Origin of the sequence: Streptomyces sp. NPDC059957, from assembly GCF_042730015.1 — a bacterium.
GTDB lineage: Bacteria > Actinomycetota > Actinomycetes > Streptomycetales > Streptomycetaceae > Streptomyces.
Map to the genome: position 1 here is coordinate 53,310 of NZ_JBHWMB010000011.1, position 21,592 is coordinate 74,901.

General features: G+C 72.2%; 24 protein-coding genes. 7 read left to right on the forward strand and 17 right to left on the reverse strand.

The window, feature by feature from the left end; all coding sequences use genetic code 11:
* Window positions 1–166: 166 nt before the first annotated feature.
* Window positions 167–871, reverse strand: coding sequence for an anti-sigma factor family protein (locus ACFWBW_RS10135; RefSeq protein WP_385370219.1), 705 nt, complete (start codon window positions 869–871; stop codon window positions 167–169).
* Window positions 868–1,647, reverse strand: coding sequence for an RNA polymerase sigma factor SigE (sigE, locus tag ACFWBW_RS10140; RefSeq protein ID WP_250741750.1), 780 nt, complete (start codon window positions 1,645–1,647; stop codon window positions 868–870). The genes ACFWBW_RS10135 and sigE overlap by 4 nt, the downstream gene beginning before the upstream one ends.
* Window positions 1,648–1,790: 143 nt before the next feature.
* Between sigE and ACFWBW_RS10145 the strand changes: the two genes are divergently transcribed.
* A complete protein-coding gene (locus ACFWBW_RS10145) occupies window positions 1,791–2,453 on the forward strand; it encodes an O-methyltransferase (RefSeq protein WP_243335946.1) in 663 nt (220 codons plus the stop codon).
* A gap of 117 nt (window positions 2,454–2,570) precedes the next feature.
* Here the strand turns inward: ACFWBW_RS10145 and ACFWBW_RS10150 are convergent, their stop codons facing one another.
* On the reverse strand, window positions 2,571–2,738 hold the full coding sequence (locus ACFWBW_RS10150; RefSeq protein WP_003966491.1) for a DUF3117 domain-containing protein: 168 nt from the start codon (window positions 2,736–2,738) through the stop codon (window positions 2,571–2,573).
* A gap of 331 nt (window positions 2,739–3,069) precedes the next feature.
* On the opposite strand from ACFWBW_RS10150, the gene ACFWBW_RS10155 reads away from it, so the two are divergent.
* Entirely contained in the window at window positions 3,070–3,873 is an 804-nt protein-coding gene (locus ACFWBW_RS10155) for an enoyl-CoA hydratase/isomerase family protein (RefSeq protein WP_385370220.1), read from the forward strand.
* A gap of 308 nt (window positions 3,874–4,181) precedes the next feature.
* Here the strand turns inward: ACFWBW_RS10155 and ACFWBW_RS10160 are convergent, their stop codons facing one another.
* Window positions 4,182–4,757 carry a DNA-3-methyladenine glycosylase I gene (locus ACFWBW_RS10160; RefSeq protein WP_385370222.1) on the reverse strand — a complete coding sequence of 192 codons (576 nt, stop codon included), beginning with the start codon at window positions 4,755–4,757 and terminating at the stop codon, window positions 4,182–4,184.
* Window positions 4,754–5,131 carry a DivIVA domain-containing protein gene (locus ACFWBW_RS10165; RefSeq protein ID WP_385370224.1) on the reverse strand — a complete coding sequence of 126 codons (378 nt, stop codon included), beginning with the start codon at window positions 5,129–5,131 and terminating at the stop codon, window positions 4,754–4,756. Before ACFWBW_RS10165 ends, ACFWBW_RS10160 begins: the two co-directional genes overlap by 4 nt.
* 76 nt (window positions 5,132–5,207) lie before the next feature.
* Here ACFWBW_RS10165 and folP point away from each other — a divergent pair, with 76 nt between their 5' ends.
* The gene (gene folP, locus ACFWBW_RS10170; RefSeq protein ID WP_243335938.1) at window positions 5,208–6,068 is read left to right on the forward strand and encodes a dihydropteroate synthase; all 861 of its coding nucleotides are present in this window, start codon (window positions 5,208–5,210) and stop codon (window positions 6,066–6,068) included.
* 53 nt (window positions 6,069–6,121) lie between these two features.
* Here the strand turns inward: folP and ACFWBW_RS10175 are convergent, their stop codons facing one another.
* Together ACFWBW_RS10175 and dapE are read right to left on the reverse strand one after the other, a co-directional pair.
* Window positions 6,122–6,880 carry a TIGR00730 family Rossman fold protein gene (locus tag ACFWBW_RS10175; protein WP_385370226.1) on the reverse strand — a complete coding sequence of 253 codons (759 nt, stop codon included), beginning with the start codon at window positions 6,878–6,880 and terminating at the stop codon, window positions 6,122–6,124.
* Between the two features lie 64 nt (window positions 6,881–6,944).
* Window positions 6,945–8,024: a succinyl-diaminopimelate desuccinylase gene (gene dapE, locus ACFWBW_RS10180; protein ID WP_385370227.1), complete on the reverse strand. Its 1,080-nt coding sequence runs from the start codon at window positions 8,022–8,024 to the stop codon at window positions 6,945–6,947.
* An 87-nt stretch (window positions 8,025–8,111) separates the two neighbouring features.
* Between dapE and ACFWBW_RS10185 the strand changes: the two genes are divergently transcribed.
* Window positions 8,112–9,092, forward strand: a complete 981-nt coding sequence (locus tag ACFWBW_RS10185; RefSeq protein WP_385370229.1) for a hypothetical protein — start codon at window positions 8,112–8,114, stop codon at window positions 9,090–9,092.
* A 228-nt stretch (window positions 9,093–9,320) separates the two neighbouring features.
* Window positions 9,321–9,644, forward strand: a complete 324-nt coding sequence (locus tag ACFWBW_RS10190; protein ID WP_385370231.1) for an ATP-binding protein — start codon at window positions 9,321–9,323, stop codon at window positions 9,642–9,644.
* A 116-nt stretch (window positions 9,645–9,760) separates the two neighbouring features.
* Here ACFWBW_RS10190 and dapC read toward each other — a convergent pair whose 3' ends face one another.
* A complete protein-coding gene (gene dapC / locus ACFWBW_RS10195; protein ID WP_385370232.1) occupies window positions 9,761–10,861 on the reverse strand; it encodes a succinyldiaminopimelate transaminase in 1,101 nt (366 codons plus the stop codon).
* A 106-nt stretch (window positions 10,862–10,967) separates the two neighbouring features.
* Window positions 10,968–11,297 (reverse strand): ferredoxin, encoded by a 330-nt coding sequence (fdxA, locus tag ACFWBW_RS10200; protein WP_030011906.1) that lies wholly within the window; start codon window positions 11,295–11,297, stop codon window positions 10,968–10,970.
* A 117-nt stretch (window positions 11,298–11,414) separates the two neighbouring features.
* On the opposite strand from fdxA, the gene ACFWBW_RS10205 reads away from it, so the two are divergent.
* Window positions 11,415–12,407: a GNAT family N-acetyltransferase gene (locus tag ACFWBW_RS10205; protein WP_385370235.1), complete on the forward strand. Its 993-nt coding sequence runs from the start codon at window positions 11,415–11,417 to the stop codon at window positions 12,405–12,407.
* A complete protein-coding gene (locus ACFWBW_RS10210; RefSeq protein WP_385370237.1) occupies window positions 12,404–13,195 on the forward strand; it encodes a tetratricopeptide repeat protein in 792 nt (263 codons plus the stop codon). Before ACFWBW_RS10205 ends, ACFWBW_RS10210 begins: the two co-directional genes overlap by 4 nt.
* A 246-nt stretch (window positions 13,196–13,441) precedes the next feature.
* On the opposite strand, the gene ACFWBW_RS10215 is transcribed toward ACFWBW_RS10210, so the two are convergent.
* From ACFWBW_RS10215 to ACFWBW_RS10250, 8 genes are all read right to left on the reverse strand, one after another.
* Window positions 13,442–15,358 carry a hypothetical protein gene (locus ACFWBW_RS10215; protein WP_385370239.1) on the reverse strand — a complete coding sequence of 639 codons (1,917 nt, stop codon included), beginning with the start codon at window positions 15,356–15,358 and terminating at the stop codon, window positions 13,442–13,444.
* Window positions 15,359–15,736: 378 nt separating this feature from the next.
* Window positions 15,737–16,120, reverse strand: a complete 384-nt coding sequence (locus tag ACFWBW_RS10220) for a DUF6113 family protein (protein WP_385370241.1) — start codon at window positions 16,118–16,120, stop codon at window positions 15,737–15,739.
* Window positions 16,117–17,025, reverse strand: coding sequence for an N-acetyl-1-D-myo-inositol-2-amino-2-deoxy-alpha-D-glucopyranoside deacetylase (mshB, locus tag ACFWBW_RS10225; RefSeq protein WP_385370243.1), 909 nt, complete (start codon window positions 17,023–17,025; stop codon window positions 16,117–16,119). Before mshB ends, ACFWBW_RS10220 begins: the two co-directional genes overlap by 4 nt.
* A gap of 50 nt (window positions 17,026–17,075) precedes the next feature.
* A complete protein-coding gene (locus ACFWBW_RS10230) occupies window positions 17,076–17,270 on the reverse strand; it encodes a hypothetical protein (protein WP_266904827.1) in 195 nt (64 codons plus the stop codon).
* A 358-nt stretch (window positions 17,271–17,628) separates the two neighbouring features.
* Entirely contained in the window at window positions 17,629–18,678 is a 1,050-nt protein-coding gene (locus ACFWBW_RS10235; RefSeq protein WP_385370245.1) for an ABC transporter ATP-binding protein, read from the reverse strand.
* Window positions 18,671–19,645 (reverse strand): ABC transporter ATP-binding protein, encoded by a 975-nt coding sequence (locus ACFWBW_RS10240; protein WP_385370247.1) that lies wholly within the window; start codon window positions 19,643–19,645, stop codon window positions 18,671–18,673. The genes ACFWBW_RS10235 and ACFWBW_RS10240 overlap by 8 nt, the downstream gene beginning before the upstream one ends.
* Before the next feature lie 12 nt (window positions 19,646–19,657).
* The gene (locus ACFWBW_RS10245) at window positions 19,658–20,665 is read right to left on the reverse strand and encodes an ABC transporter permease (protein ID WP_385370249.1); all 1,008 of its coding nucleotides are present in this window, start codon (window positions 20,663–20,665) and stop codon (window positions 19,658–19,660) included.
* Complete coding sequence (locus ACFWBW_RS10250) at window positions 20,658–21,581, reverse strand: ABC transporter permease (protein ID WP_385370251.1); 924 nt, start codon at window positions 21,579–21,581, stop codon at window positions 20,658–20,660. The genes ACFWBW_RS10245 and ACFWBW_RS10250 overlap by 8 nt, the downstream gene beginning before the upstream one ends.
* Between the last annotated feature and the right edge of the window lie 11 nt (window positions 21,582–21,592).

Consider the following 21,592-nt stretch of genomic DNA (forward strand, 5'->3'; position numbering starts at 1 on the left):
CGCCCGCCCCGGCGGGCGGGACGCACGGGGCACCCGAGTGCGGCCGGAACCGGGCGCACCGAACGGGCGAACGGGCCCGGCAAGATCCGAAAGAGACGGCCGGCCGCACGGAAGGGCCCACCCGGGCTGGAGGGGGAACTGCCCGGGACCGGATCCGGACCGCCGGCTACCGGTACAGGGATACCGGGTGTGCGGAGGCCGACGTGGTCGGGCGGGACTGCGACGGGGCCGCGAGGGGGCTGACCGGGCGGAAGGTCGGGAGGGTGCCCGGCTTCGGCAGCCGGTTCTCCCGGACCACCGCGTCGACCACCGGAACCACCGGTCCCGTGCGGGCGGCCGGGGCCTCGCCCCGGACATTGGGCTCGCCCGCTTCCATCGGCAGCGAGCCGCCCAGCGCGATCGCGGCGAGCGACACCGCTCCGGCCGCCACGAACGCGAAGCGGCGCCGCTGGCGGCCCACCTCGTGTATCCGGAAGCCCTGCTGCTGAGGCGCGGCGGCAGCCGCGGGCGGCGCGTAGCCGAAAGACGCGAAGGGGTCGGATCCCGCCGACGGGCCGAAGGGCCCGGAAGGCCCTGAGGGGCCCTCGGAGCCGCCTCCCGGCAGCCCTTGCAACCGCGCCAGCAGCCCGGCCGACAGCGCGGGCGCCGCGCTCTCCACGAACATGGTCTTCAGGCGCCGCTGCGCATCGGCCTCGGCCTTGCACTTGGGACACGTCGCCAGGTGCGCCAGTACCCGCTCGCGCGCGTCGTGGCTCAACTCCCCGTCCACGAGGGCGGCGAGCCGGTCGCCCAGGTGATGCTCGGCGGAGGCAGTCTGTTCTGCGGAGAAAGCCTGCTCGGCCGGCGACGGGGACGGACTGATCCCGCTCACTCGGCTCCGCCCTCTCCCCCGGTGCCGGGAGCGCCCACGGCCACACCGGCCAGCGCGCGCTGCTCGGCACGGGCTTCGGGGGACCGGTGCTTGAGCGCCTTGCGCAGGTGCGAACGGCCCCGGTGGATACGGCTGCGCACGGTGCCGAGCTTCACGCCGAGCGTGGCGGCGATCTCCTCGTACGACAGGCCTTCGATGTCGCAGAGCACCACGGCCGCGCGGAACTCGGGCGCGAGGGTGTCCAGCGCCTGCTGCACGTCCGCGTCGAAGTGCGTGTCGTGCAGGACCTGCTGCGGGGACGGCTCACGGCTCGGCAGCCGCTCGGCGGCGTCGTCGGCGAGGGCGTCGAAGCGGATCCGCTGCTTGCGGCGGACCATGTCCAGGAAGAGGTTCGTGGTGATCCGGTGCAGCCAGCCCTCGAAGGTGCCGGGCGTGTACGTGGACAGCGAGCGGAAGACGCGGACGAATACTTCCTGCGTCAGGTCCTCGGCGTCGTGCTGGTTGCCCGTCAGCCTGTAGGCGAGACGGTAGACCCGCGCACTGTGCGTGCTGACGATCTCCTCCCACGAGGGAGGGGTCCACGCCTGGGAGCCCGCATCGGCGGCGAACGTCGCGGTGGTTGCGGTGTCTACGGTGCGGAAACGGTCAGCAATGTTGGTCACGGATTTCGGCTCACCGGCCGACCAGAAGAGGCGTCGGAGGACACCCCCACGATCCACAGGCGCAGCCGCACCTCCCCTGTCGGCTCTGGTGGTGTCCAGCGGAATCCCTACCATAGCCACCCCTCCCGTCAGCTCTGGATAAGCTTTTTTGCAGTAACTTTGCACGGGCTCGGGGCCCCAGGCCCCTCTTACGTCTCTACTGCTCTCAACGCCCGGTCCCATCTGCGGGTTCCCGACTCCAGCGGATACAGTCACCGTTGCGCCAACTATGGGGACAGGAGAGGGTCATTACCGGCAACCGGCAGACGAGCTGGGCGTTCGCCGACGCGTTTGTCGCCGAAGACGACGCTCTGCGATGGGCCCGCGACCGGTCCAGGGAAGCGGGACTGCGTTCCGTCTCCCCCGGCACCGGGGCCGCGCTGCGCCTGCTCGCCGCCACCGCGGACGCGAAAGCGGTCGCCGAGATCGGCACCGGCACCGGCGTGTCCGGCATCCACCTCCTGCACGGAATGCGCGCCGACGGGGTCCTGACCACGGTGGATCCCGAAGCCGACCGGCAGGCCTTCGCCCGCCAGGCGTTCCGCGCCGCCGGCTTCGCGGGCAACCGCGCCCGCTTCATCCCGGGCCGCGCCCTGGACGTACTGCCCCGGCTGGCCGACGGCGGATACGACCTCGTCTTCTGCGACGGCGACCCGTCCGAGTCCCTCGACTACCTCGCTGAATCGTTGCGCCTGCTCCGCCCCGGCGGCCTGGTCTGCTTCGAGGGAGTCTTCTCCGACGGCCGTACGGTCGACTCCGCGGCCCAGCCGGTGGAGGTGCTCCGCGTCCGCGAACTGCTGCGCAGCGTCCGCGAGAGCCCGGCCCTGGAGGCCGCCCTGCTCCCGGTGGGCGACGGCCTGCTCTGCGCGGTCCGGCGCTGATCCCTCCCGCCGGCGGGAGCCGGGCGGGGCGTGCGGACACAGCACTGCCCCGACCGCATGACGCGGCCGGGGCAGTGCAGAGAATGCAGCGAAAGTACTGTCAGCGCCCCTGGGGGATCAGCCGACGACCTTCTTCAGGGCGTCACCCAGGGCGTCCGCCTCGTCCGGAGTCAGCTCGACGACGAGCCGACCGCCGCCCTCGAGCGGTACGCGCATGACGATGCCCCGCCCCTCCTTGGTGACCTCGAGCGGGCCGTCGCCCGTCCGCGGCTTCATGGCCGCCATGCTCGTTCCCCTTCCTGAAACCAGTTCATCGTCAGCCGACGGCTCCATTCAGGCGCCTAGTACCCGGCATCGAACACATTGCTTCCAGGCCATTATCCCGCATGTCAGGACCCGATGACCAACATCGGCTGGGAACGCTTGTGCAACGCGCTTGACCAAAACCACTCATTTCGGGGACACGCCTGCGATACTTCGCCGCCGCGCCACGCGAATGCCCTTCCGTTTATTTGACGCACATCACATGTCCGACCCCGGTCCGGTCCGCCATGCTGACCTTTGCACCGGCCGGTACCGGCCGGTAGCCAGCCCGCGACGAAGGGGGACCCCCGCCATGGCCGACAGCGTGCTCTACGAAGTGACCGACGGACTCGCGACCATCACGATCAACCGTCCCGAGGCCATGAACGCCATGAACACCGAGGCCAAGGTCGCCCTGCGCGACGCGGCCCGGGCGGCGGCCGCGGACCCGGCGGTACGGGCGGTCCTGCTCACCGCCGCCGGCAACCGGGCGTTCTGCGTGGGCCAGGACCTCAAGGAGCACGTCGGGTTCCTGGCGGCCGACCGCGAGCACGGCTCCTCGCTGACCATGAACACCGTCGCGGAGCACTACAACCCGATCGTCCGCGCCCTGACGGAGATGCCGAAGCCGGTGGTCGCGGGCGTGAACGGCGTCGCGGCGGGCGCGGGCTTCGGTTTCGCCCTGGCGGCGGACTTCCGCGTGGTCGCGGACACGGCCTCCTTCAACACCTCCTTCGCGGGGGTCGCGCTGACGGCCGACTCGGGCGTCTCCTGGACCCTGCCCCGCCTGATCGGCGGCTCGCGCGCCTCCGACCTGCTGCTCTTCCCGCGGTCCGTGAAGGCCCAGGAGGCCCTGGAACTCGGCATCGCGAACCGCGTCGTCCCCTCGGAGGAGCTGGCCGCCGAGGCGCTGGCCGTGGCCCGCCGCCTCGCGCAGGGCCCGACGGTCGCCTACGCGGCGCTGAAGGAGTCCCTGGCGTACGGGGCCTCCCGGTCGCTGTCCGACGCGCTGGACCACGAGGACGTGCTCCAGGGCCGTGCGGGGGCCTCCGAGGACCACGGGATCGCCGTCGCGGCCTTCCTCGCGAAGGAGGCTCCGCGGTACCTCGGCCGCTGACCCGGCCCCGCCCACCAGGCCCGGGCACCGCTGCGCAAGGCAAAGCCCCGCGCAGCGACCCTGGCCCTGCGCGGGGCGAAGTCCCCACTGCGGGCTGAAGGGGGGCCCGGGCTGCGCCCGGACCCCTGGGGCTCCGCCCCGGACCCCGCGCCTCAAACGCCGGCGAGGCTGGATGTGCCGCGCAGCGGACCAGGTCGGGCGGAGCCCGGGGAACGGTGGAAGGGCGGGTAGGGGACCTCGCCCCGCAGGGCCCCGCCCCCGCGCCGCAGGCCGGATCAGGCCGCCCGGCAGGGTCGGATCGGGCCGGGTCAGGCCAGGTCGCGGGCCACGCAGCGGGCCAGGTGGTCGTTGACCAGGCCGCAGGCCTGCATCAGGGCGTAGGCCGTCGTGGGGCCCACGAAGCGGATGCCCGCCTTCTTCAGGGCTTTGGCCAGGGCCGTGGACTCCGGTGTCACCGCCGGGATCTCGGTGGTGCTCTTCGGGGCCCGCCCCGGCTCCGGGGCGTGGGACCAGATCAGGGTGTCCAGTTCGCCCTCACCCCACCCGGCCAGGGTCTTGGCGTTGGCGAGGGTCGCCTCGATCTTGGCCCGGTTGCGGATGATCCCCTCGTCGGCGAGGAGCCGTTCCACGTCCGGCGCCCCGAACTCCGCCACCTTGGCGATCTCGAAGCCCGCGAAGGCCGCCCGGAACCCCTCGCGGCGGCGCAGGATCGTCAGCCAGGACAGCCCCGACTGGAAGGCCTCCAGGCACAGCCGCTCGTACAGCGCGTCGTCCCCGTGGACCGCCCGGCCCCACTCCGTGTCGTGGTACGCGATGTAGTCCTCGGTGGCCAGCCCCCAGGGGCACCGCAGGCCCCCGTCGGGCCCGGCGAGCACTCCGCTCACTGCTCGGCGGCCTTGGTCAGGTCCACGGACCCGTCGGCGGAAGCGGAAGCGGACAGGGACGCGGACGCGGAGGCAGACCCGGGCGCGGCCGCGGCGGTGAGCTCGGCGATCCGCGCGTCACGCTCCGCCAGCTCCGCCGCCAGCCGCTCCAGTACGTCGTCCACCTCGGCCATCCGGTAGCCGCGCGGGGCCACGGGCAGACGCAGCTCGTCGATGTCCGCCCGTACGACGGGACGGTTCTCCGGCAGGACGTCGGACAGCCGGTCGGGCTCGGCCTCCGGCAGCACGGCCTCGGACCCTCCGCCGGCCACCGCGAGGGTGACCCCGGCGACGACCACGACCAGCGCGATGAGCAAGAACGCGAACACGATCAACTCCCCTGAGAGACTCCGGCCACCAGGTTAAGGTCGCTGGCGAGGCGCAAGGGTCGCCGAAGGAGGAAAGAGCAGGATGCTGCGACTGGGCAGGCGCGAGTTCGACGACCACGAGCCGGTGATCATGGCCATCGTGAACCGGACTCCTGACTCCTTCTACGACCAGGGAGCGACCTTCCGCGACGAGCCGGCCCTGGACCGGGTCGAGCAGGCGGTGGCCGAGGGCGCCGCGATCATCGACATCGGCGGGGTCAAGGCCGGTCCCGGCGAGCACGTGGACGCGGCGGAGGAGGCCCGGCGCACGGTGGGCTTCGTCGCCGAGGTCCGCCGCCGCCACCCCGACGTGGTGATCAGCGTCGACACCTGGCGGCACGAGGTCGGCGAGGCCGTCTGCGAGGCCGGAGCGGACCTCCTCAACGACGCGTGGGGCGGGGTGGACCCGAAGCTCGCCGAGGTCGCCGCGCGCCACGGCGCGGGCATCGTCTGCACCCACGCGGGCGGGGTCGAGCCGCGGACCCGGCCGCACCGGACCGAGTACGAGGACGTGATGGCCGACATCCTGCGCGTCACGGTCGGCCTGGCGGAGCGTGCGGCGGCCCTGGGCGTCCCCCGTGAGTCGATCATGATCGACCCCGGCCACGACTTCGGGAAGAACACCCGCCACTCCCTGGAGGCCACCCGCCGCCTCTCCGAGATGACGGAGACGGGCTGGCCGGTCCTGGTCTCGCTGTCCAACAAGGACTTCGTCGGCGAGACCCTCGACAAGCCGGTCAAGGAACGCCTCCTGGGCACCCTGGCCACGACGGCCGTATCGGCCTGGCTGGGCGCCCAGGTCTACCGCGTCCACGAGGTCGCGGAAACCAAGCAGATCCTGGACATGGTCCGCTCGATCCAGGGCCACCGACCCCCAGCGGTCGCCCGCCGGGGCCTCGCCTGAACCCACACCCCCGGCGGTCGCCCGCCGGGGGCCGGCTTAGCGGTCGGCGGCTCCTACAGGCCGACTTCCTTCGTCACGAGCGCGATCGCCTCGTCCACGTCGTCGGTGACGTGGAAGAGGTACAGGTCCTTCTCCGAGGCCTTGCCCTGCGCGATGACCGTGTTCTTCAGCCAGTCGATGAGCCCGCTCCAGTACGCCGTGCCGAACAGCACGATCGGGAAGCGGGTGATCTTCTGCGTCTGGACCAGGGTCAGGGCCTCGAACATTTCGTCGAGGGTGCCGAGCCCGCCCGGCAGGACCACGAAGCCCTGGCTGTACTTCACGAACATCGTCTTGCGGACGAAGAAGTAGCGGAAGTTCAGACCGAGGTCGACGTGCTCGTTGAGCCCCTGCTCGAAGGGGAGCTCGATGCCCAGGCCGACCGAGAGGCCGTTCGCCTCCCGCGCGCCCTTGTTGGCCGCCTCCATCGCGCCCGGGCCGCCGCCCGTGATCACCGCGAACCCGGCCTCCACGAGCGCGCCGCCGATCCGCACGCCCGCCTCGTACTCCGGCGAACCCGCCGGCGTCCGGGCGGAGCCGAACACGCTGATCGCCGGCGGCAGTTCCGCCAGGGTGCCGAAGCCCTCGATGAACTCCGACTGGATGCGCAGGACCCGCCACGGATCGGTGTGCACCCACTCGGAGGGCCCGGCCGTATCCAGCAGCCGCTGGTCCGTCGTACTGCCGGCCTGCACCTGGCCCCGCCTCCTCAGCACCGGCCCGAGCTGCTGCTCCTCGGGCCGACGACGAGCGGACCCTTCAGGGTTGCCCATGATGTGCTCCCTCCTGCTGATCGTTGGATCAGGTTAGGCGCACAAAGGTGACGAGAAGCGGAATTCAGGCGGTCAGCCAGGCGCGGAGTCGTTCCTCGCAGTGGAGGATCGCCTTCGTCTCCACCCGCTCGTCGGCCTTGTGGGCCAGCAGGGCGTCGCCCGGGCCGTAGTTGACCGCCGGTACGCCCAGCGCGCTGAAGCGGGAGACGTCCGTCCAGCCGAACTTCGGCATGGCGTGTCCTCCGACGGCCTCCATGAAGGCCGCGGCGGCCGGGTGGGAGAGGCCGGGGAGGGCGCCGGGCGAGAGGTCGTCGATGACGAACTCGTCGATGTCGCAGTCCGCGAAGACCTCGCGGACGTGGGCGATCGCCTCGTCCGTGGTCCGGTCGGGGGCGAAGCGGAAGTTGACCGTGACCGTGCACGCGTGCGGGATGACGTTGTTGGCGACGCCGCCCTCGATGCGGACCGCGTTGAGGCCCTCGTGGTACTCCAGGCCGTCGATCACGGGCTTGCGGGGCTCGTACGCCGCCAGCTTGGCCAGGATCGGGCTCGCCGCGTGGATGGCGTTGGAGCCCATCCAGCTGCGCGCGGAGTGGGCGCGCTCGCCGGCCGTGCGGAGCAGGACGCGCAGGGTGCCCTGGCAGCCGCCCTCGACCTCGGCGTTGGAGGGTTCGAGGAGGACGGCGAAGTCACCGGTCAGCCAGTCGGGGTGGGCTTCGGCGACCTTGCCGAGGCCGTTGAGGTCGGCCGCGACCTCTTCCTGGTCGTAGAAGACGAAGGTGAGGTCCCGGTTGGGTTCGGGGACCGTGGCCGCGATGCGCAGCTGTACGGCGACGCCCGACTTCATGTCGGTGGTGCCGCATCCCCACAGGACGTCGTTCTCGTCGAGGCGGGAGGGCACGTTGTCGGCGATCGGCACGGTGTCGAGGTGCCCGGCGAGTACGACGCGTTCGGCGCGGCCCAGGTGCGTGCGCGCGACCACGTTGTTGCCGAAGCGGTCCACGGTCAGGTGCGGCAGGCCGCGCAGGGCGTGTTCCACGAGGTCGGCGAGTACCTTCTCGTCGCCGCTCACGGACGGAATGTCGACGAGCCGGGCGGTCAGCTCGGCGGCGTCCAGGGTGAGGTCCAGCTCGGATTCGGACATGAAGCTGACCCTAACCCCCCGGGCTGCGGCGAAGCCTTGTCCGTCCGGCCGATGGACGCGTCATATGGCTCAAGTACGGTGGGCGGCGTGCCGCAGACCGATCACTCCCGCCCTCGCCGCCGACGACGCCCGCTCCGATGGGCCGCCGGTTTCCTGGTGCTGGTCGCGGTCGCCGGGTACTTCGTCGTGCAGCGCGCGTCGAACGACAACGCCGGTGTGCCCTACTGCACGGCCTCGGCCGACGGGAAGAGCGGCACGAAGGGATCCGGCCAGTTCGACGAGATGTCCCCCGACCAGGCGGCGAACGCGACGACGATAGCCGCGGTCGGGGTCTCCAAGGGGATGCCCGACCGGGCCGTGACCATCGCGCTGGCGACCGCCATGCAGGAGTCGGCCCTGCGCAACCTCGACCACGGCGACCGCGATTCGCTGGGCCTGTTCCAGCAGCGGCCCTCACAGGGCTGGGGCACGCCGGAGCAGATCATGGACCCCGTGTACTCGGCCGGGATCTTCTACGACCGGCTGGCCGAGATCAAGGGGTACTCGCGGCTGCCGCTGACGGTGGCGGCGCAGAAGGTGCAGCTGAGCGGTTTCCCGCAGGCCTACGCGAAGCACGAGCCGGACGCCACCGTGCTGACCGCGGCCTTCACCGGCGGCGGCCACCTGACCTGTACCGGGCCCGCGCCCGCCCGGTCCGGCGATCCGGCGAAGGTCCGGGCGGAGCTGACCCGGCTGCTCGGCAAGAACCCCCTCTACACATTGCCCGCGACCGCAGGCGATCCGGCGTCCGGGGCGAGCGCCGGTGCGGCCGCCGAGTCCGAGGTGACCCTGGTGGCGAAGCCCGGCGGCGGCGATCGGGCGGCGCGCACCGGCCAGGTGCTCGCGCAGTGGGCGGTGGCCGGCTCCCGCGAGCTGGGGATCACCCGGGTCTCGTACGGCGGCAAGTCCTGGGTCGCGGGCAAGGACGGCGACCGGTGGCGGGAGCGGGGCGCGGCGGGTGCCGGGAACGGCGCCGGGGACCCCGGTGCCGCGGCTCCGGGCCAGGTACGGATCTTCCTGCACGGCTGAGCCCCGACTGGACGGGCGTACGACCCGTCCCCCGTACGGGGGTGACCCGTACGGCGGACACGGGGCTCCCGGCGGGCGTACAACCGCAGGTCGGAGCGCGTTCCGAGCGGTCTGCCCGGAAGCCGATTAAACGATCCGTTACCGATCCTTTACCCACCGGCTCCGCAACTCGCGCCCCCCTCCGAGCAGTTGTCACGGCGTACTCAGCCGCTACCGCTTAGGAGCAACATGTCCCTCCCCCTGACCCGTCGGATCGCCCGTGCCGCGCTGCTCCTCGCAGCCGGGGCAGCGCCCGTGGTCGGTGCGGCCGGCGCGGCCAGCGCCGCGGGCCTGGAGTCCGTGCCGCAGCTGGGCGCGCTCACCGCGCCGGACGCGACGGTCGCCGCCGCGGGCGACACCGCCACCGATGCCTCCACCCTGCCGGCGCCCGCGCCCGCCGACGAGGTGACCGGCGCCGCGGGCAGCCTGCTGGCGGGGCTGCCGCTCGCCGGCGGCGGGCTTCCGGGCGGCCTGCCCGGCGGTCTCCCGGGCGGGCTGCCCGGCCTCGGCTAGCAGCCACCGCCATGAACGCCGAGGGGCCCGGGAGCACGAACTCCCGGGCCCCTCGGGCTGTCCGCGCGTCCATCGGCGCGGGCGCAGGCGCAGACGGTGGACGCAGACGGTGGCGGCTACGGCGCCAGCCGCTTGGCCGCCGCCCCGACGCGCTCGTCCGTGGCCGTGAAGGCCACGCGGACGAAGTGTGCTCCCGCCTCGCCGTAGAAGTCGCCGGGCGCGACCAGGATGCCGAGCTCGGCCAGGTGGGCGACCGTGTCCCAGCAGGGCTCGTCCCGGGTCACCCACAGGTACAGGCTGGCCTCGCTGTGCTCGACGCGGAAGCCGTGCGCCTCCAGGGCCGTGCGCAGCGCCTCGCGGCGGGCCGCGTAGCGCACCCGCTGCTCCTCGACGTGTACGTCGTCGCCCAGGGCCGCCACCGTGGCCGCCTGCACGGGGGCCGCGGTCATCATGCCGCCGTGCTTGCGGATCTGGAGCAGCTCGCCCAGGACTTCGGCGTCACCGGCGATGAAGGCCGCCCGGTAGCCGGCCAGGTTGGACCGCTTGGACAGCGAGTGGACGGCGACGATGCCCTCGTACGAGCCCCCGCAGACCTCGTCGTGCAGGACGGAGACGGGCTCGGCCTCCCAGCCCAGTTCGAGGTAGCACTCGTCGCTGAAGATCAGGATGCCGTGTTCGCGCGCCCAGGCCACGATCCGTGCGAGCTCCTCCTTGGGGAGGACCTTGCCGGTGGGGTTGGACGGGGAGTTGAGCCACAGCAGCTTCACGCGGGCCGGGTCGAGATCGGTGGTCGGGTCGTCGTAGACCACCGGCTCGGCGCCGCACAGCCGCGCGCCGACCTCGTACGTCGGGTACGCGAGGCGGGGGTAGGCCACCTGGTCCCCGGCGCCGAGGCCCAGCTGGGTCGGCAGCCAGGCCACCAGCTCCTTGGAGCCGACCACCGGCAGGACGTTGCGGTGTCCGGCGGTGCTCGCGCCGAGGCGGCCGCGCACCCAGCCGGTGATCGCGTCGCGCAGGGCGGGGGTGCCCCACACCGTGGGATAGCCCGGGGAGTCCGCGGCCTCGATCAGGGCGCGCTGGATCAGCTCCGGCACCGGGTCGACGGGGGTGCCGACGGAGAGGTCGACGATGCCGTCCGGGTGGGCCGCCGCCGTGGCCTTGTACGGCTCCAGCTTGTCCCAGGGGAAGGCGGGAAGACGGTCGGATACTGCGGCCACGGTGGTCTCTGCTCTCTCTGAGTGCTGGTGTGCGCGGGTCGGAAAACACGTCGGTCCCGTGCGGCGGAAGGCCGTACGGGACCGAGGGGCGCGTCTGCCTGAAAGGTCAGTGCTCGCCGTTGATGCCGGCGGGCAGCGCTGCGACGAAGGGGTGGTCGCGCTCGATCAGACCGAGCTTGGAAGCACCACCGGGCGAACCGAGCTCGTCGAAGAACTCGACGTTCGCCTTGTAGTAGTCCTTCCACTCCTCCGGAGTGTCGTCCTCGTAGAAGATGGCCTCGACCGGGCAGACCGGCTCACACGCACCACAGTCGACGCACTCGTCCGGGTGGATGTACAAGGACCGCTGGCCCTCGTAGATGCAGTCGACGGGGCACTCTTCGATGCATGCCTTGTCCTTGACGTCGACACAAGGCTCCGCGATGACGTAGGTCACGCTCTCGTTCCTCCTCATAAGGGCTTTCCATATCGCGCGGGAGCGCGGCGTCGTCGATGCCCGCCTCTAGTATCTCCGTTCCCGGGCACGATCCGAACAGGAGGGGCGGACAGAGCTGTGGAAATCACTGCCGGTGGACGGCTGGAGATCCGGATTACACCCGCTGACGTGGGTAAACGTGTCTCTGTGCGACGGGTGGAGCACGGCTCGGCCGGAGCCCCCTGTTTCACGGACACGGTAGGGGTTCTCACATCCTGGGACTCGGGTGTGGTGACGATCACACGAAAGACCGGCGAGTCCGTCCGCATCGCGGAATCCTCGCTGGTGGCGGGCAAGGTCGTACCGGCCGCCCCGGCCCGGCGCAGGGGTCCCGCGGCCTCCTTCGAGGAGCTCGCGCGGGTCTGCGCACGGGCCTGGGTGCCGCTGGAGAGCGAGCCGCTGGGCGAGTGGACGCTGCGCGCGGCCGGCGGATTCACCCGCCGCGCCAACTCCGTACTGCCGCTCGGCGATCCCGGGACGCCGCTGGACGATGCACTCGCGCGAGTGACCTCCTGGTACGCGCAGCGTGATCTTCCGGCCTACGTCCAGACCGCCACGGGCGCCGCCGGCACGCAGGAGCTGCTGTGCGCGGAGCTGGAGGACCGGGGCTGGGTCCGCGAGGTGTCGGCGGAGGTCCGGGTCGGCGCTCTGGCGGCGGTCGGGGACCTGGACCTGGACGAGTCCGTCGTCGCGGGCGTACGGCTGACCCGCGCTCCGGACGAGGAGTGGCTCTCCCGCTACGGGCGGGTGAAGGACCCCGAGACGGCCCGCCGGGTGCTGACGGCGGGCCCCTCGGTGTGGTTCGCGACGGTGCCCGGCCGGGCGATCGGGCGGCTCGTGGTGGACGGCCGGTGGGCCGGGTTCGGTGCCGTCGAGGTCGACCCGGAGCACCGGCGCCGCGGCCTCGCCTCGGCCGTGATGGCGGCGCTGGCCCGGCGCGCGCTGGAGGAGGGGGCTTCGGCGGCCTGGCTCCAGGTGGAGGCCGACAACACCGGTGCGCGGGCGCTGTACGAGGGGATGGGCTTCGGGACGCACCACTCCTACCACCACTACCGCCGGGTGGCGGCGTGACCTCGCTCTGGCGGGAGCGGTTCGCCGCCGAGGCGCGGGCGGAGCGGCCCGACCTGGCCGTGCTGTGCCTGCTGCTGGCCGCGGAGGGGGACCCGGAGCTCGACGAACGGGCCATGGACTGGGCGCAGATCGAGCTGGACCGGCTGGCGGGGATGCTGCCGTACGGGCTGCGGGGCGCGCGTGCCTGGGCCTCGGCGGTGAGTGAACTGCTGGGCGTGCGGATGGGGTTCCACGGGACGCCGGCCGACTACGACCGGCTCTCGTCCTCGCTCCTGCACGAGGTGCTGCGGCGGCGCCGGGGGCTGCCGATCCTGCTGTCCGTGGTCTGGCTGGAGGTGGCCCGGCGGGCCGGGGCCCCGGTGTACGGGCTGGCCCTGCCGGGGCACTTCGTGGTGGGTTTCGGGGATCCGGAGGAGGGTGTGGTCGTCGACCCCTTCGCCGGGGGCGCCTCGCTCGGCGCGGGGCCGGCGGAGCTGGCGGCGGGGCCGCGGACCCCGGCGCGGACCATGGACATCGTGCTGCGGATCCTGAACAACATCCGGGCGTGGGCCTCGTCGCGGCCCGAGCACTCGGGGGTGGCGCTGTGGGCGCTGGATCTGGCGCTGCTGCTGCCCTCGCATCCTGCGGCGTTGCGGTACGAGCGGGCGAAGCTGCTGGTGGAGCGGGGGGAGTTCGTGGCGGGGGCGGCGGAGATGGAGGCCTACGCGGTGGTGGTGGACGTGATCGATCCGCCGTCGGCGGTGCGGATTCGTGCCGAGGCGATGGCCGCGCGGGCCCTGCTGAACTAGCCCGTCTGATGGCTTGCCGCTGCGCGGGGCGAAGTCCGCGTGGGGCCCTTTGCCGCTGCGCGGGGCGAAGTTCCCCGACCCGCCCTTCCACCGTTCCCAGGGCCGGCCCTGACCCGGTCCTCAAACGCCGGACGGGCTGAAAAGACCTGGGGCTCCGCCCCAGACCCCGGTCCTCGAACGCCGGACGGCTGAAACCACCGGAGCCCCTCCCCCGTGTTCGGGGAAGGGGCTCCTGGGCGTGTGGGGTCAGCTCGGGTTGGTGGCGATGACCGCGGTGCGCTCGGCGGTGGTCTTGCCGCGCAGGGCCTTGCCCAGGACTCCGGCGACGTCCTGCGGGGTGACGGCGGTCTTCTCGCCGGTGCCGCGCATGATGAGGACTCCGTCGAAGGTGTTCCCGTAGGCCGTCTTGAGGGCTTCCAGGTCGTACTTCTCGACGAGGTGGCCGTCCACCGCCTGCATGCTCAGGATCTTCGGCAGGGACTTGGCGCCGAGGGGGATGGACTTGCCGCCCGCCTTGACGAGGACCGGTGCCGACATCGCGGGCTGGGCGAACTCCTTCATCGCCCGGTCCAGTTCGGCCTGGTCGACGACCGGGTCCTTGGTGGCGACCGGGAGGTCGACCGGGGTGGCCTTGCCGCCGGCGACCATGTCGTGGAAGGCCTTGGTGACCATGCCGACGGAGGCGTCCACATCGAGCGTGGAACCGGGCTTGCCGGGGACGGCGAGGGCCTTGCCGGTGTCGAAGGTGATGGTGCCCTCGGTGACGGAGCCGGCGGTGCCGGCGAGCTCCTGGAGGGCGACCCGCAGCTTCTCCTCGTCGGTGGGCAGGACGGCCTCAGCCTTGCGCTCGCTGCCGAACAGGGAGCCGATGACCGTGACGGGGTTGTAATCGCTGCCCGCCGCGTTGCGGACGGTGGTCTGACTGTCCAGGCTCAGGCCGGCCTTCTCCGGCTTCAGCTCGGCCGGCTTGCCGCCGATGGTGAACCGGAGCGGGGTGGTGGCGCGGTTGCCGAAGGACCTCTGGAGCTTGGCGACGGCCTCGTCGCGGCTGCCGCTGATGTCGGTGCCCATGACCGTGGTGCCCTTGGGCACGTCGGAGTGGTTGAGCAGCAGACCGGCTCCGTAGGCCACGCCGAACAGCGTGAAGAGGGCTCCGCCGAGCAGGACCAGCTTGTTGCGGCCCTTCTTGGCGGGCCTCGCCGGGGCCGGCGCGGGGGCCTTGGCCTTGTTCGCGGGCGCCGGGGCGGGCGCGGGCTGCGGGTGCCGGGCCGGGTCCAGCTCGGGTCCGGGCCAGCTCGGCTCCGGTACGGAGCCCAGTGCGGGCCCGCCGGTCGGCCCGTCCGGGCCGCGGCCGGTGCCGGGTCCCGGGCCGGGCCAGGCCGGAGCGGGCGGGGCGGGGGCGCCCATGGCCTGGGTGACGGGGCCGGAGCCGGGACCGTAGGCGGCTCCGGGGCCGGGCTGCGGCACGGGACGCCCGGCGGGACCGGGGCCCTGCGCGGGGCCCGCGGGGCCACCCGGACGGGGACCGCCGGGTCCGGCGGGGGGTGCGGGGTAGCCGGCGCCCTGCCCGGCGCCGACGCCGGGGCCGCCGGGGCCGGGGCCCATGGGCGCGCCGGGGTGCTGCCCGGCCGGGCCCTGGGCGAAGCCCTGCTGCGCGGGCCCGTCGAAGCGCGGGCCGCCGGCCTGAGCCGGGGCGGGTCCCGGACCACCGGGGCGGGAGCCCATCGGTGCACCGGGGCCGGGGCCCATCGGCGCGCCCGGGCCGGGGCCCATCGGCGCGCCGGGGCGCGGCCCGGCCGGGCCCTGGGCGAAGTCCTGCTGCGCGGGCCCGTCGAAGCGGGGGCCGCCGGCCTGAGCCGGAGCCGGGCCGCCGGGCCGGCCGGGGCCCGGGGCCGGAGCGGGTGTCGGGGCGGGTGCGGTGCCCGTCTTGCGCGGTGCGAACCAGTTGCTGCCCGTCTCCTCGCCGGGACCCGGCTCGGGCGCGGCCGGCGGGGCGGGGGCGGGCTCGGGCTCCGGCTCGGTTTCGGGCATGGTCTGGCGTACGACCACGGGCGGAATCGGCCGCGAACCCGGGATGTTGATCCGGATCCGGGTCGTCAGCTGGGTCTCCGTCTTCGGCCCGTCGGAATCGGGTGTGGACGGCTTCGCGGGCGGTGCGGTCACTGAACTCTCCTCCGGGGTGGTCGCCGCGCCCGGACCGGGGGGCACTGTCGTGGACGGATACTGGCCTGATCCATACGGCGGCGTACCCGAGGGGTAGGCGGCTCCGCCGCGCCCGTTGGGCCCGGAGGACGGACTGTCAGTTTCACGGCTCAAGGCAGGTTCTCCCGATCGGCTCCGCCGCCCGTCATAGCGTGCGCGGGCAGCTCGGCGGCCGGTCCACCATACTGGCCGCCGCCCGCGCGCACCCGACCGCCGGGAACGAAGGGTTCCCCTTGATCTTCCGCGCGCCCCTGGCGCACACCCTCTGAGCAGCTGTCGGGGGGTTTGGGAGCACCGGCCGAGGCGCTCGTCAAGGCGTCGCGCGCGGCCGACGCCGCGTCACTTGGCGTTCCCGGCGGCCGAAACCGGCCGGTTCCCCGGCAAGCCCATCGTGGCGCACATCACAGCGAGCACCACTCCGCCCAAAAGGTAGGCGTACATGCCGATTCCGGACGAACCGAGCAGGAAGTCCCCCTCCGGACGCGGCACACCGAGGATCACGTAGGCGAGGAACCAGCCCGCGGTGGCCGCTCCCACCCCGATGCCGGTGCCCAGCGCGATCCGGGCGCCGAGGAACAGGCCGAAGAGCGCGAGGAGCGCGAGGAGCAGTCCGCCCGGGAACCACAGGTCGATGACGAGCCAGCCGGCCACGCCGGTCAGCGCCCCCGCCGCCAACAGGCCCAGCAGGGCGGCGATCCGCCCGCCGTTCCACGCGCCGGTCATGCCCGCACCCCCGCGAAGAGGTCGCGCTCGCGCTCGCCCGCGGGGACGCCCGGGCGGCCGGCGGCCAGTTCGTAGTACTCGTGGGTGAACAGCGGCTGCGCCAGGTCGTTGGAGAGCGCGAAGAAGGGCCCGTCCACCGCGATCTGGGTGGCGTGGGCGCGCATCGCGGCGGTCTTGGCGGCCACGAACGCCTGCTCCGCGGCCTCGTCCCCGCCGATCTCGGCGGTGATCCGCTCGTCGGCCACCACGCCCGGCACGTCGTCCGGTGCGGCCGGCGCCGGGAAGGGCACCTCGCTCCCGGCCTCGCGCAGCCGGGCGAAGCCCTCCTCGACGACCGTGCGCGGGACGCGGTTCCAGTAGAACTTCTCGATGGCGTGCGGTGCGCCGAGGTCACGGCGGTAGGTGGGCTCCGCGGCCAGTTCGGCGGCGCGGGTGGCGACGCGGTGGGCCTGGATGTGGTCGGGGTGGCCGTAGCCGCCGTTGGGGTCGTAGGTGACGAGGACCTGGGGGCGCAGTTCGCGGATCACCTCTACGAGGTACCCCGCGGCCTCGTCCACGTCGGCGGACCAGAAGGCGCCGGGCCGGCGGTTCTGTTCGGCGCCCATCATCCCGGAGTCGCGGAAGCGGCCGGGGCCGCCGAGGAAGCGGTGGTCGGACACGCCCAGTTCCTTCATGGCCTCGGCGAGCTCGCCGACGCGGTGGGCGCCGAGGGTGTCGTCGCGGTCGGCCGTCAGGTGGGCGAGGTCGGGCGGGATGACCTCACCCTCCTCGCCGAGCGTGCAGGTCACCAATGCGACGTGGACGCCCTCGGCCGCGTACTTGGCCATGGTGACGCCGTTGTTGATCGACTCGTCGTCCGGGTGCGCGTGCACGAGCAGGAGCCGACGGGCGGGAAGACCGTTCATGGGGTCACCCTACGAGAAACGGCGGCCCCGCCCCCGGAACCGGAACTCCGCTAGAACTTGAGGCCGCTGATCATGCTCGCCACGTTGGAGGTCAGCTGGGAGAGCGTCGGAGCCACGGTCGAGCTCGCCAGGTAGAAGCCGAGCAGTACACAGACCACTGCGTGACCCGCCTTCAGGCCCGAACGGCGGACCAGCAGGAAGACGACGACTGCCAGCAGCACCACGGCCGAGATCGATAGTGCCACGGCTGTTTCACCTCCACGTCGAGCGGACATCGGGTTCGCGTACTCGCAACTCGGTGCTCGGCAGAGTCATACCCACCGTGCGCTACGGATCATAACTATCCGTACCACCTCATCGATCGATTCCGGCAGCACGAGGGGCGCACGCCGCGCACGTCCGGGGTCACAGGAGTGCCGGCCGGGGAAGCTGTACGCCTCCCCGGCCGGCTGTCGGCACCCGCACGGCCGCACGGACCCAGGCTGCCCGGCCCAGATCTCGGGACAGAAACGGTCAAGTTGCCTACGTGTAAACCGAGTTGCGGGGAAACCGGGTGCGGTTCGCAGCTGTGGCGAGAAATGAGCGGTGCAGGGGGCCCGGAGCTCACTCCTTGGTCGGCGGCTGCGACCGCGGTCCCGGCGGAAGGGCGGCCCGCTCGGATGCGAAATGGCAGGCCGAGGGGTGGGCCGTCGGGCCGCCCGGGAGGAAGGCCGGGATCTCCAGGAGCGGGACCTCCGAGGCGCAGCGCTCCTGGGCCTTCCAGCAGCGGGTGCGGAAGCGGCAGCCCGAGGGCGGGTTGGCCGGGGAGGGGACGTCGCCGGAGAGGATGATCCGCTCGCGACCCGCACGGGCCTGCGGATCGGGGACCGGGACGGCGGAGAGCAGCGCCTGGGTGTAGGGGTGGGTGGGGTGGTCGTAGATCTGGGTGTCGGTGCCGATCTCGACGATCCGGCCCAGGTACATGACGCCGACCCGGTCGGAGATGTGCCGGACGATCGAGAGGTCGTGCGCGATGAACACGTAGGAGAGGTTGAACTCGTCCTGGAGGCGCTCCAGGAGGTTGACCACCTGGGCCTGGACGGAGACGTCGAGGGCGGAGACGGGCTCGTCGGCGACGATGATCTCGGGCTGGAGGGCGAGGCCGCGGGCGATGCCGATGCGCTGGCGCTGGCCGCCGGAGAACTGGTGCGGGTACCGGTTGATGTACTCCGGGTTGAGGCCGACCACGTCCAGGAGCTCCTGGACCTTGCGGCGGCGGTCGCCCTTGGGGGCGACCTCGGGGTGGATCTCGTAGGGCTCGCCGATGATGTCGCCGACCGTCATGCGCGGGTTCAGCGAGGTGTACGGGTCCTGGAACACCATCTGGATGTTGCGGCGGACGGCCTTGAGGGCCTTGGCGGAGAGCTTGGCGAGGTCCTCGCCCTTGTACGTGATCGAGCCCGCCGTCGGGCGTTCCAGATTGACCAGCATCTTGGCGACGGTGGACTTGCCGCAGCCGGACTCCCCGACGATGCCGAGGGTTTCTCCGGCCCGCAGGTCGAAGGAGACCCCGTCGACGGCCTTGACGGCGCCGACGTGCTTCTTGAAGAGGATGCCCTGGGTCAGCGGGTAGTGCTTGACCAGGTCCTCCACCACGAGGATGGACTCAGCCACCGAGGCACTCCTTCCAGAAGAAGCACGCACTGGCGCGGTCCGGTCCGACCTCGGCCAGCGGGGGTACGTCGGTGCGGCAGACGGCCCGGGCCATCGGGCAGCGGGGGTTGAAGGCGCAGCCGGGCGGGATGGCGAGCAGGTTGGGCGGCAGGCCCTTGATGGCGTACAGCTCCTGGCCCTTCTGGTCCAGGCGCGGGATGGAGTCCAGCAGGCCGCGGGTGTACGGGTGGGCGGGGTTCTTGTAGATCTCGTGGACGGGGGCCGCCTCGACGATCCGGCCGGCGTACATGACCGCGATCTTGTCGGCGACGTCGGCGACCACGCCGAGGTCGTGGGTGATCAGGATCAGACCCATGTTGAGCTCGCGCTGGAGCTCCGCGAGCAGGTCCATGACCTGGGCCTGGACGGTGACGTCCAGGGCCGTGGTCGGCTCGTCCGCGATGATGAGCGAGGGTTCCAGGGCCATCGCCATGGCGATCATGATGCGCTGGCGCATGCCGCCGGAGAACTGGTGCGGGTAGTCCCCCACCCGCTCCCGCGCCGCCGGGATCTTGACCCGGTCCATCAGCTCGACGGCCTTGTTCCGCGCGTCCTTGCGGGACATCCCGCGGTGGACCTCGTACATCTCGCCGAGCTGCGCGCCGACGCTCAGGACCGGGTTGAGGGAGGACAGGGCATCCTGGAAGATCATGGCCATCTCGGCGCCGCGGATCTTCCTGCGCTCCTCCTCCTTCATCTTCAGCAGGTCTCTTCCCTTGAAGAGGATCTCGCCGCCCGCGATGCGGCCCGGCGGCATGTCGAGGATGCCCATGACGGCCTGGGCGGTGACCGACTTGCCGGAGCCGGACTCGCCGAGCACGGCGAGGGTCTCGCCTTCGGCCACGGAGTAGTTGACCCCGTTGACGGCCTTGGCGACTCCGTCCCGCGTCTTGAATTCCACGTGCAGATCGCGCACTTCGAGCAGCATGTGCGGGGCTCCTCAGCGCAGCTTGGGGTCGAGGGCGTCGCGCACCGCGTCGCCGAGCATGATGAACGCGAGCACGGTGATGCTGAGCGCGCCCGCCGGGTAGAGCAGCATGTGCGGGGCGTTGCGGATCTGGGAGGCGGCGTTGGAGATGTCGATGCCCCAGGAGACGGTGGGCGGGCGCAGGCCCACGCCGAGGAAGGACAGGGTGGCTTCCAGCGCGATGTAGGTGCCGAGCGCGATGGTGGCGACGACGATGACGGGGGCGATGGCGTTGGGCGCCACGTGCCGCAGCAGCATCCGGCCGTTGCCGGCGCCGAGCGCCCGCGCGGCCTGGACGTAGTCGTTCTGTTTGGCGGTGATGACCGAGCCGCGGGCGATGCGGGCCAGTTGGGGCCAGCCGAGCAGCACGATGAAGCCGACGACGGGCCAGACGGTGGTGCTGGTGACCACGGACAGGAAGACCAGGCCGCCGAGGACCACGGGGATGCCGAAGAAGATGTCGGCGACCCGGGAGAGCAGCGAGTCGCCCCAGCCGCCGAAGAACCCGGCGAGCCCGCCGAGCGCGGAGCCGAGCAGGGCCGCGCCGAGCGTGGCGCAGATGCCCACGGTGATGGAGGCGCGGGCCCCGTAGACGGTACGGGTGTACACGTCGCAGCCCTGGGTGTCGTAGCCGAAGGGGTGGCCCGGGGAGGAGCCCTGCTGCGATTTGGACAGGTCGCACTGGAGCGGGTCGCCGCTCGCGATGAGCTGGGGCCAGATGGAGATGACCACGAGGAAGAGGATCAGCAGGGTGGAGACGATGAAGACGGGGTTGCGGCGCAGTTGGTGCCAGGCGTCGGACCACAGGGAGCGGGCCTTCTCCTGGGGGCCCGTGGGGGCTCCCCCGAGCTCCTTCTCCAGTGACTCCCCCTCTTCCAGGGCGAGATCCATGGCGCCCCCCTGGCCGGTGGGGGCGATGGACTCGTGGGGGCCGGGTCCCAGCGGATCGTAGGCGGCGCGCTCGGGATCGGGCTCAGGCATAACGGATCCTCGGGTCCAGGACCGCGTAGAGCAGGTCGACGAGCAGGTTCGCCAGCAGGAAGACGATCACGAGGATGGTCACGAAGCCGACCACCGTCGGGGAGTTGTTGCGCAGGATGCCCTGGTAGAGCTGGTAGCCGACGCCGTGGATGTTGAAGATCCGCTCGGTGACGATGGCGCCGCCCATCAGGGCGCCGATGTCGGTGCCGATGAAGGTGACCACGGGGATCAGCGAATTGCGCAGCAGGTGGCGGGTGATGACCCGGCGCCGGGGAAGGCCCTTGGCCACGGCGGTGCGGACGTAGTCGGCCTTGACGTTCTCGGCGATGGAGGTCCGGGTGAGCCGGGTGACGTAGGCGAGGGAGACCAGGGCGAGCACGATGCCGGGCAGGATCAGCTCGCTGAAGGGGGCGTCCGGGGAGACGGTGGGCCGGACCCAGCCCCATTTGACGCCGAAGAGGTACTGGAGCAGGTAGCCCGTCACGAAGGTGGGCACGGAGATGACGACGAGGGTGAGCACCAGCACGCTGGTGTCGATGGACCTGCCGCGCTTCAGTCCGCTGATCACGCCGAGGGTGATGCCGACGACGATCTCGATGGCGATCGCGACGATGGTCAGGCGCAGGGTCACCGGGAAGGCCGAGGCCATGAGTTCGGTGACCTTCTGGCCGTTGAAGGCGGTGCCGAAGTCGCCCTGGAAGATCTGGCCCATGTAGTGCAGGTACTGCTTCCACAGGGGCTGGTCGAGGTAGAGGTCCTTGCGGATGCGTGCGGCGGTGGCGGGGTCGGGGGCCTTGTCGCCGAAGAGGGCTGCGACCGGGTCACCGAGCGCGTACACCATGAAGAAGATCAGGAACGTGCTGCCGATGAACACGGGGATCATCTGGAGCAGTCGCCGGATCACATAACGTCCCATGGACTGCTCCA

What these genes read in the sequence shown, in the direction of transcription:
- sigE (WP_250741750.1), bottom strand. Translation starts at nt 1,647, where the DNA reads ATGGTAGGGATTCCGCTGGACACCACCAGAGCCGACAGGGGAGGTGCG.
- ACFWBW_RS10150 (WP_003966491.1), bottom strand. Translation starts at nt 2,738, where the DNA reads ATGGCGGCCATGAAGCCGCGGACGGGCGACGGCCCGCTCGAGGTCACC.
- ACFWBW_RS10155 (WP_385370220.1), top strand. Translation starts at nt 3,070, where the DNA reads ATGGCCGACAGCGTGCTCTACGAAGTGACCGACGGACTCGCGACCATC.
- folP (WP_243335938.1), top strand. Translation starts at nt 5,208, where the DNA reads ATGCTGCGACTGGGCAGGCGCGAGTTCGACGACCACGAGCCGGTGATC.
- ACFWBW_RS10175 (WP_385370226.1), bottom strand. Translation starts at nt 6,880, where the DNA reads ATGGGCAACCCTGAAGGGTCCGCTCGTCGTCGGCCCGAGGAGCAGCAG.
- dapE (WP_385370227.1), bottom strand. Translation starts at nt 8,024, where the DNA reads ATGTCCGAATCCGAGCTGGACCTCACCCTGGACGCCGCCGAGCTGACC.
- ACFWBW_RS10190 (WP_385370231.1), top strand. Translation starts at nt 9,321, where the DNA reads ATGTCCCTCCCCCTGACCCGTCGGATCGCCCGTGCCGCGCTGCTCCTC.
- ACFWBW_RS10220 (WP_385370241.1), bottom strand. Translation starts at nt 16,120, where the DNA reads ATGACCGGCGCGTGGAACGGCGGGCGGATCGCCGCCCTGCTGGGCCTG.
- mshB (WP_385370243.1), bottom strand. Translation starts at nt 17,025, where the DNA reads ATGAACGGTCTTCCCGCCCGTCGGCTCCTGCTCGTGCACGCGCACCCG.
- ACFWBW_RS10240 (WP_385370247.1), bottom strand. Translation starts at nt 19,645, where the DNA reads ATGCTGCTCGAAGTGCGCGATCTGCACGTGGAATTCAAGACGCGGGAC.
- ACFWBW_RS10245 (WP_385370249.1), bottom strand. Translation starts at nt 20,665, where the DNA reads ATGCCTGAGCCCGATCCCGAGCGCGCCGCCTACGATCCGCTGGGACCC.
- ACFWBW_RS10250 (WP_385370251.1), bottom strand. Translation starts at nt 21,581, where the DNA reads ATGGGACGTTATGTGATCCGGCGACTGCTCCAGATGATCCCCGTGTTC.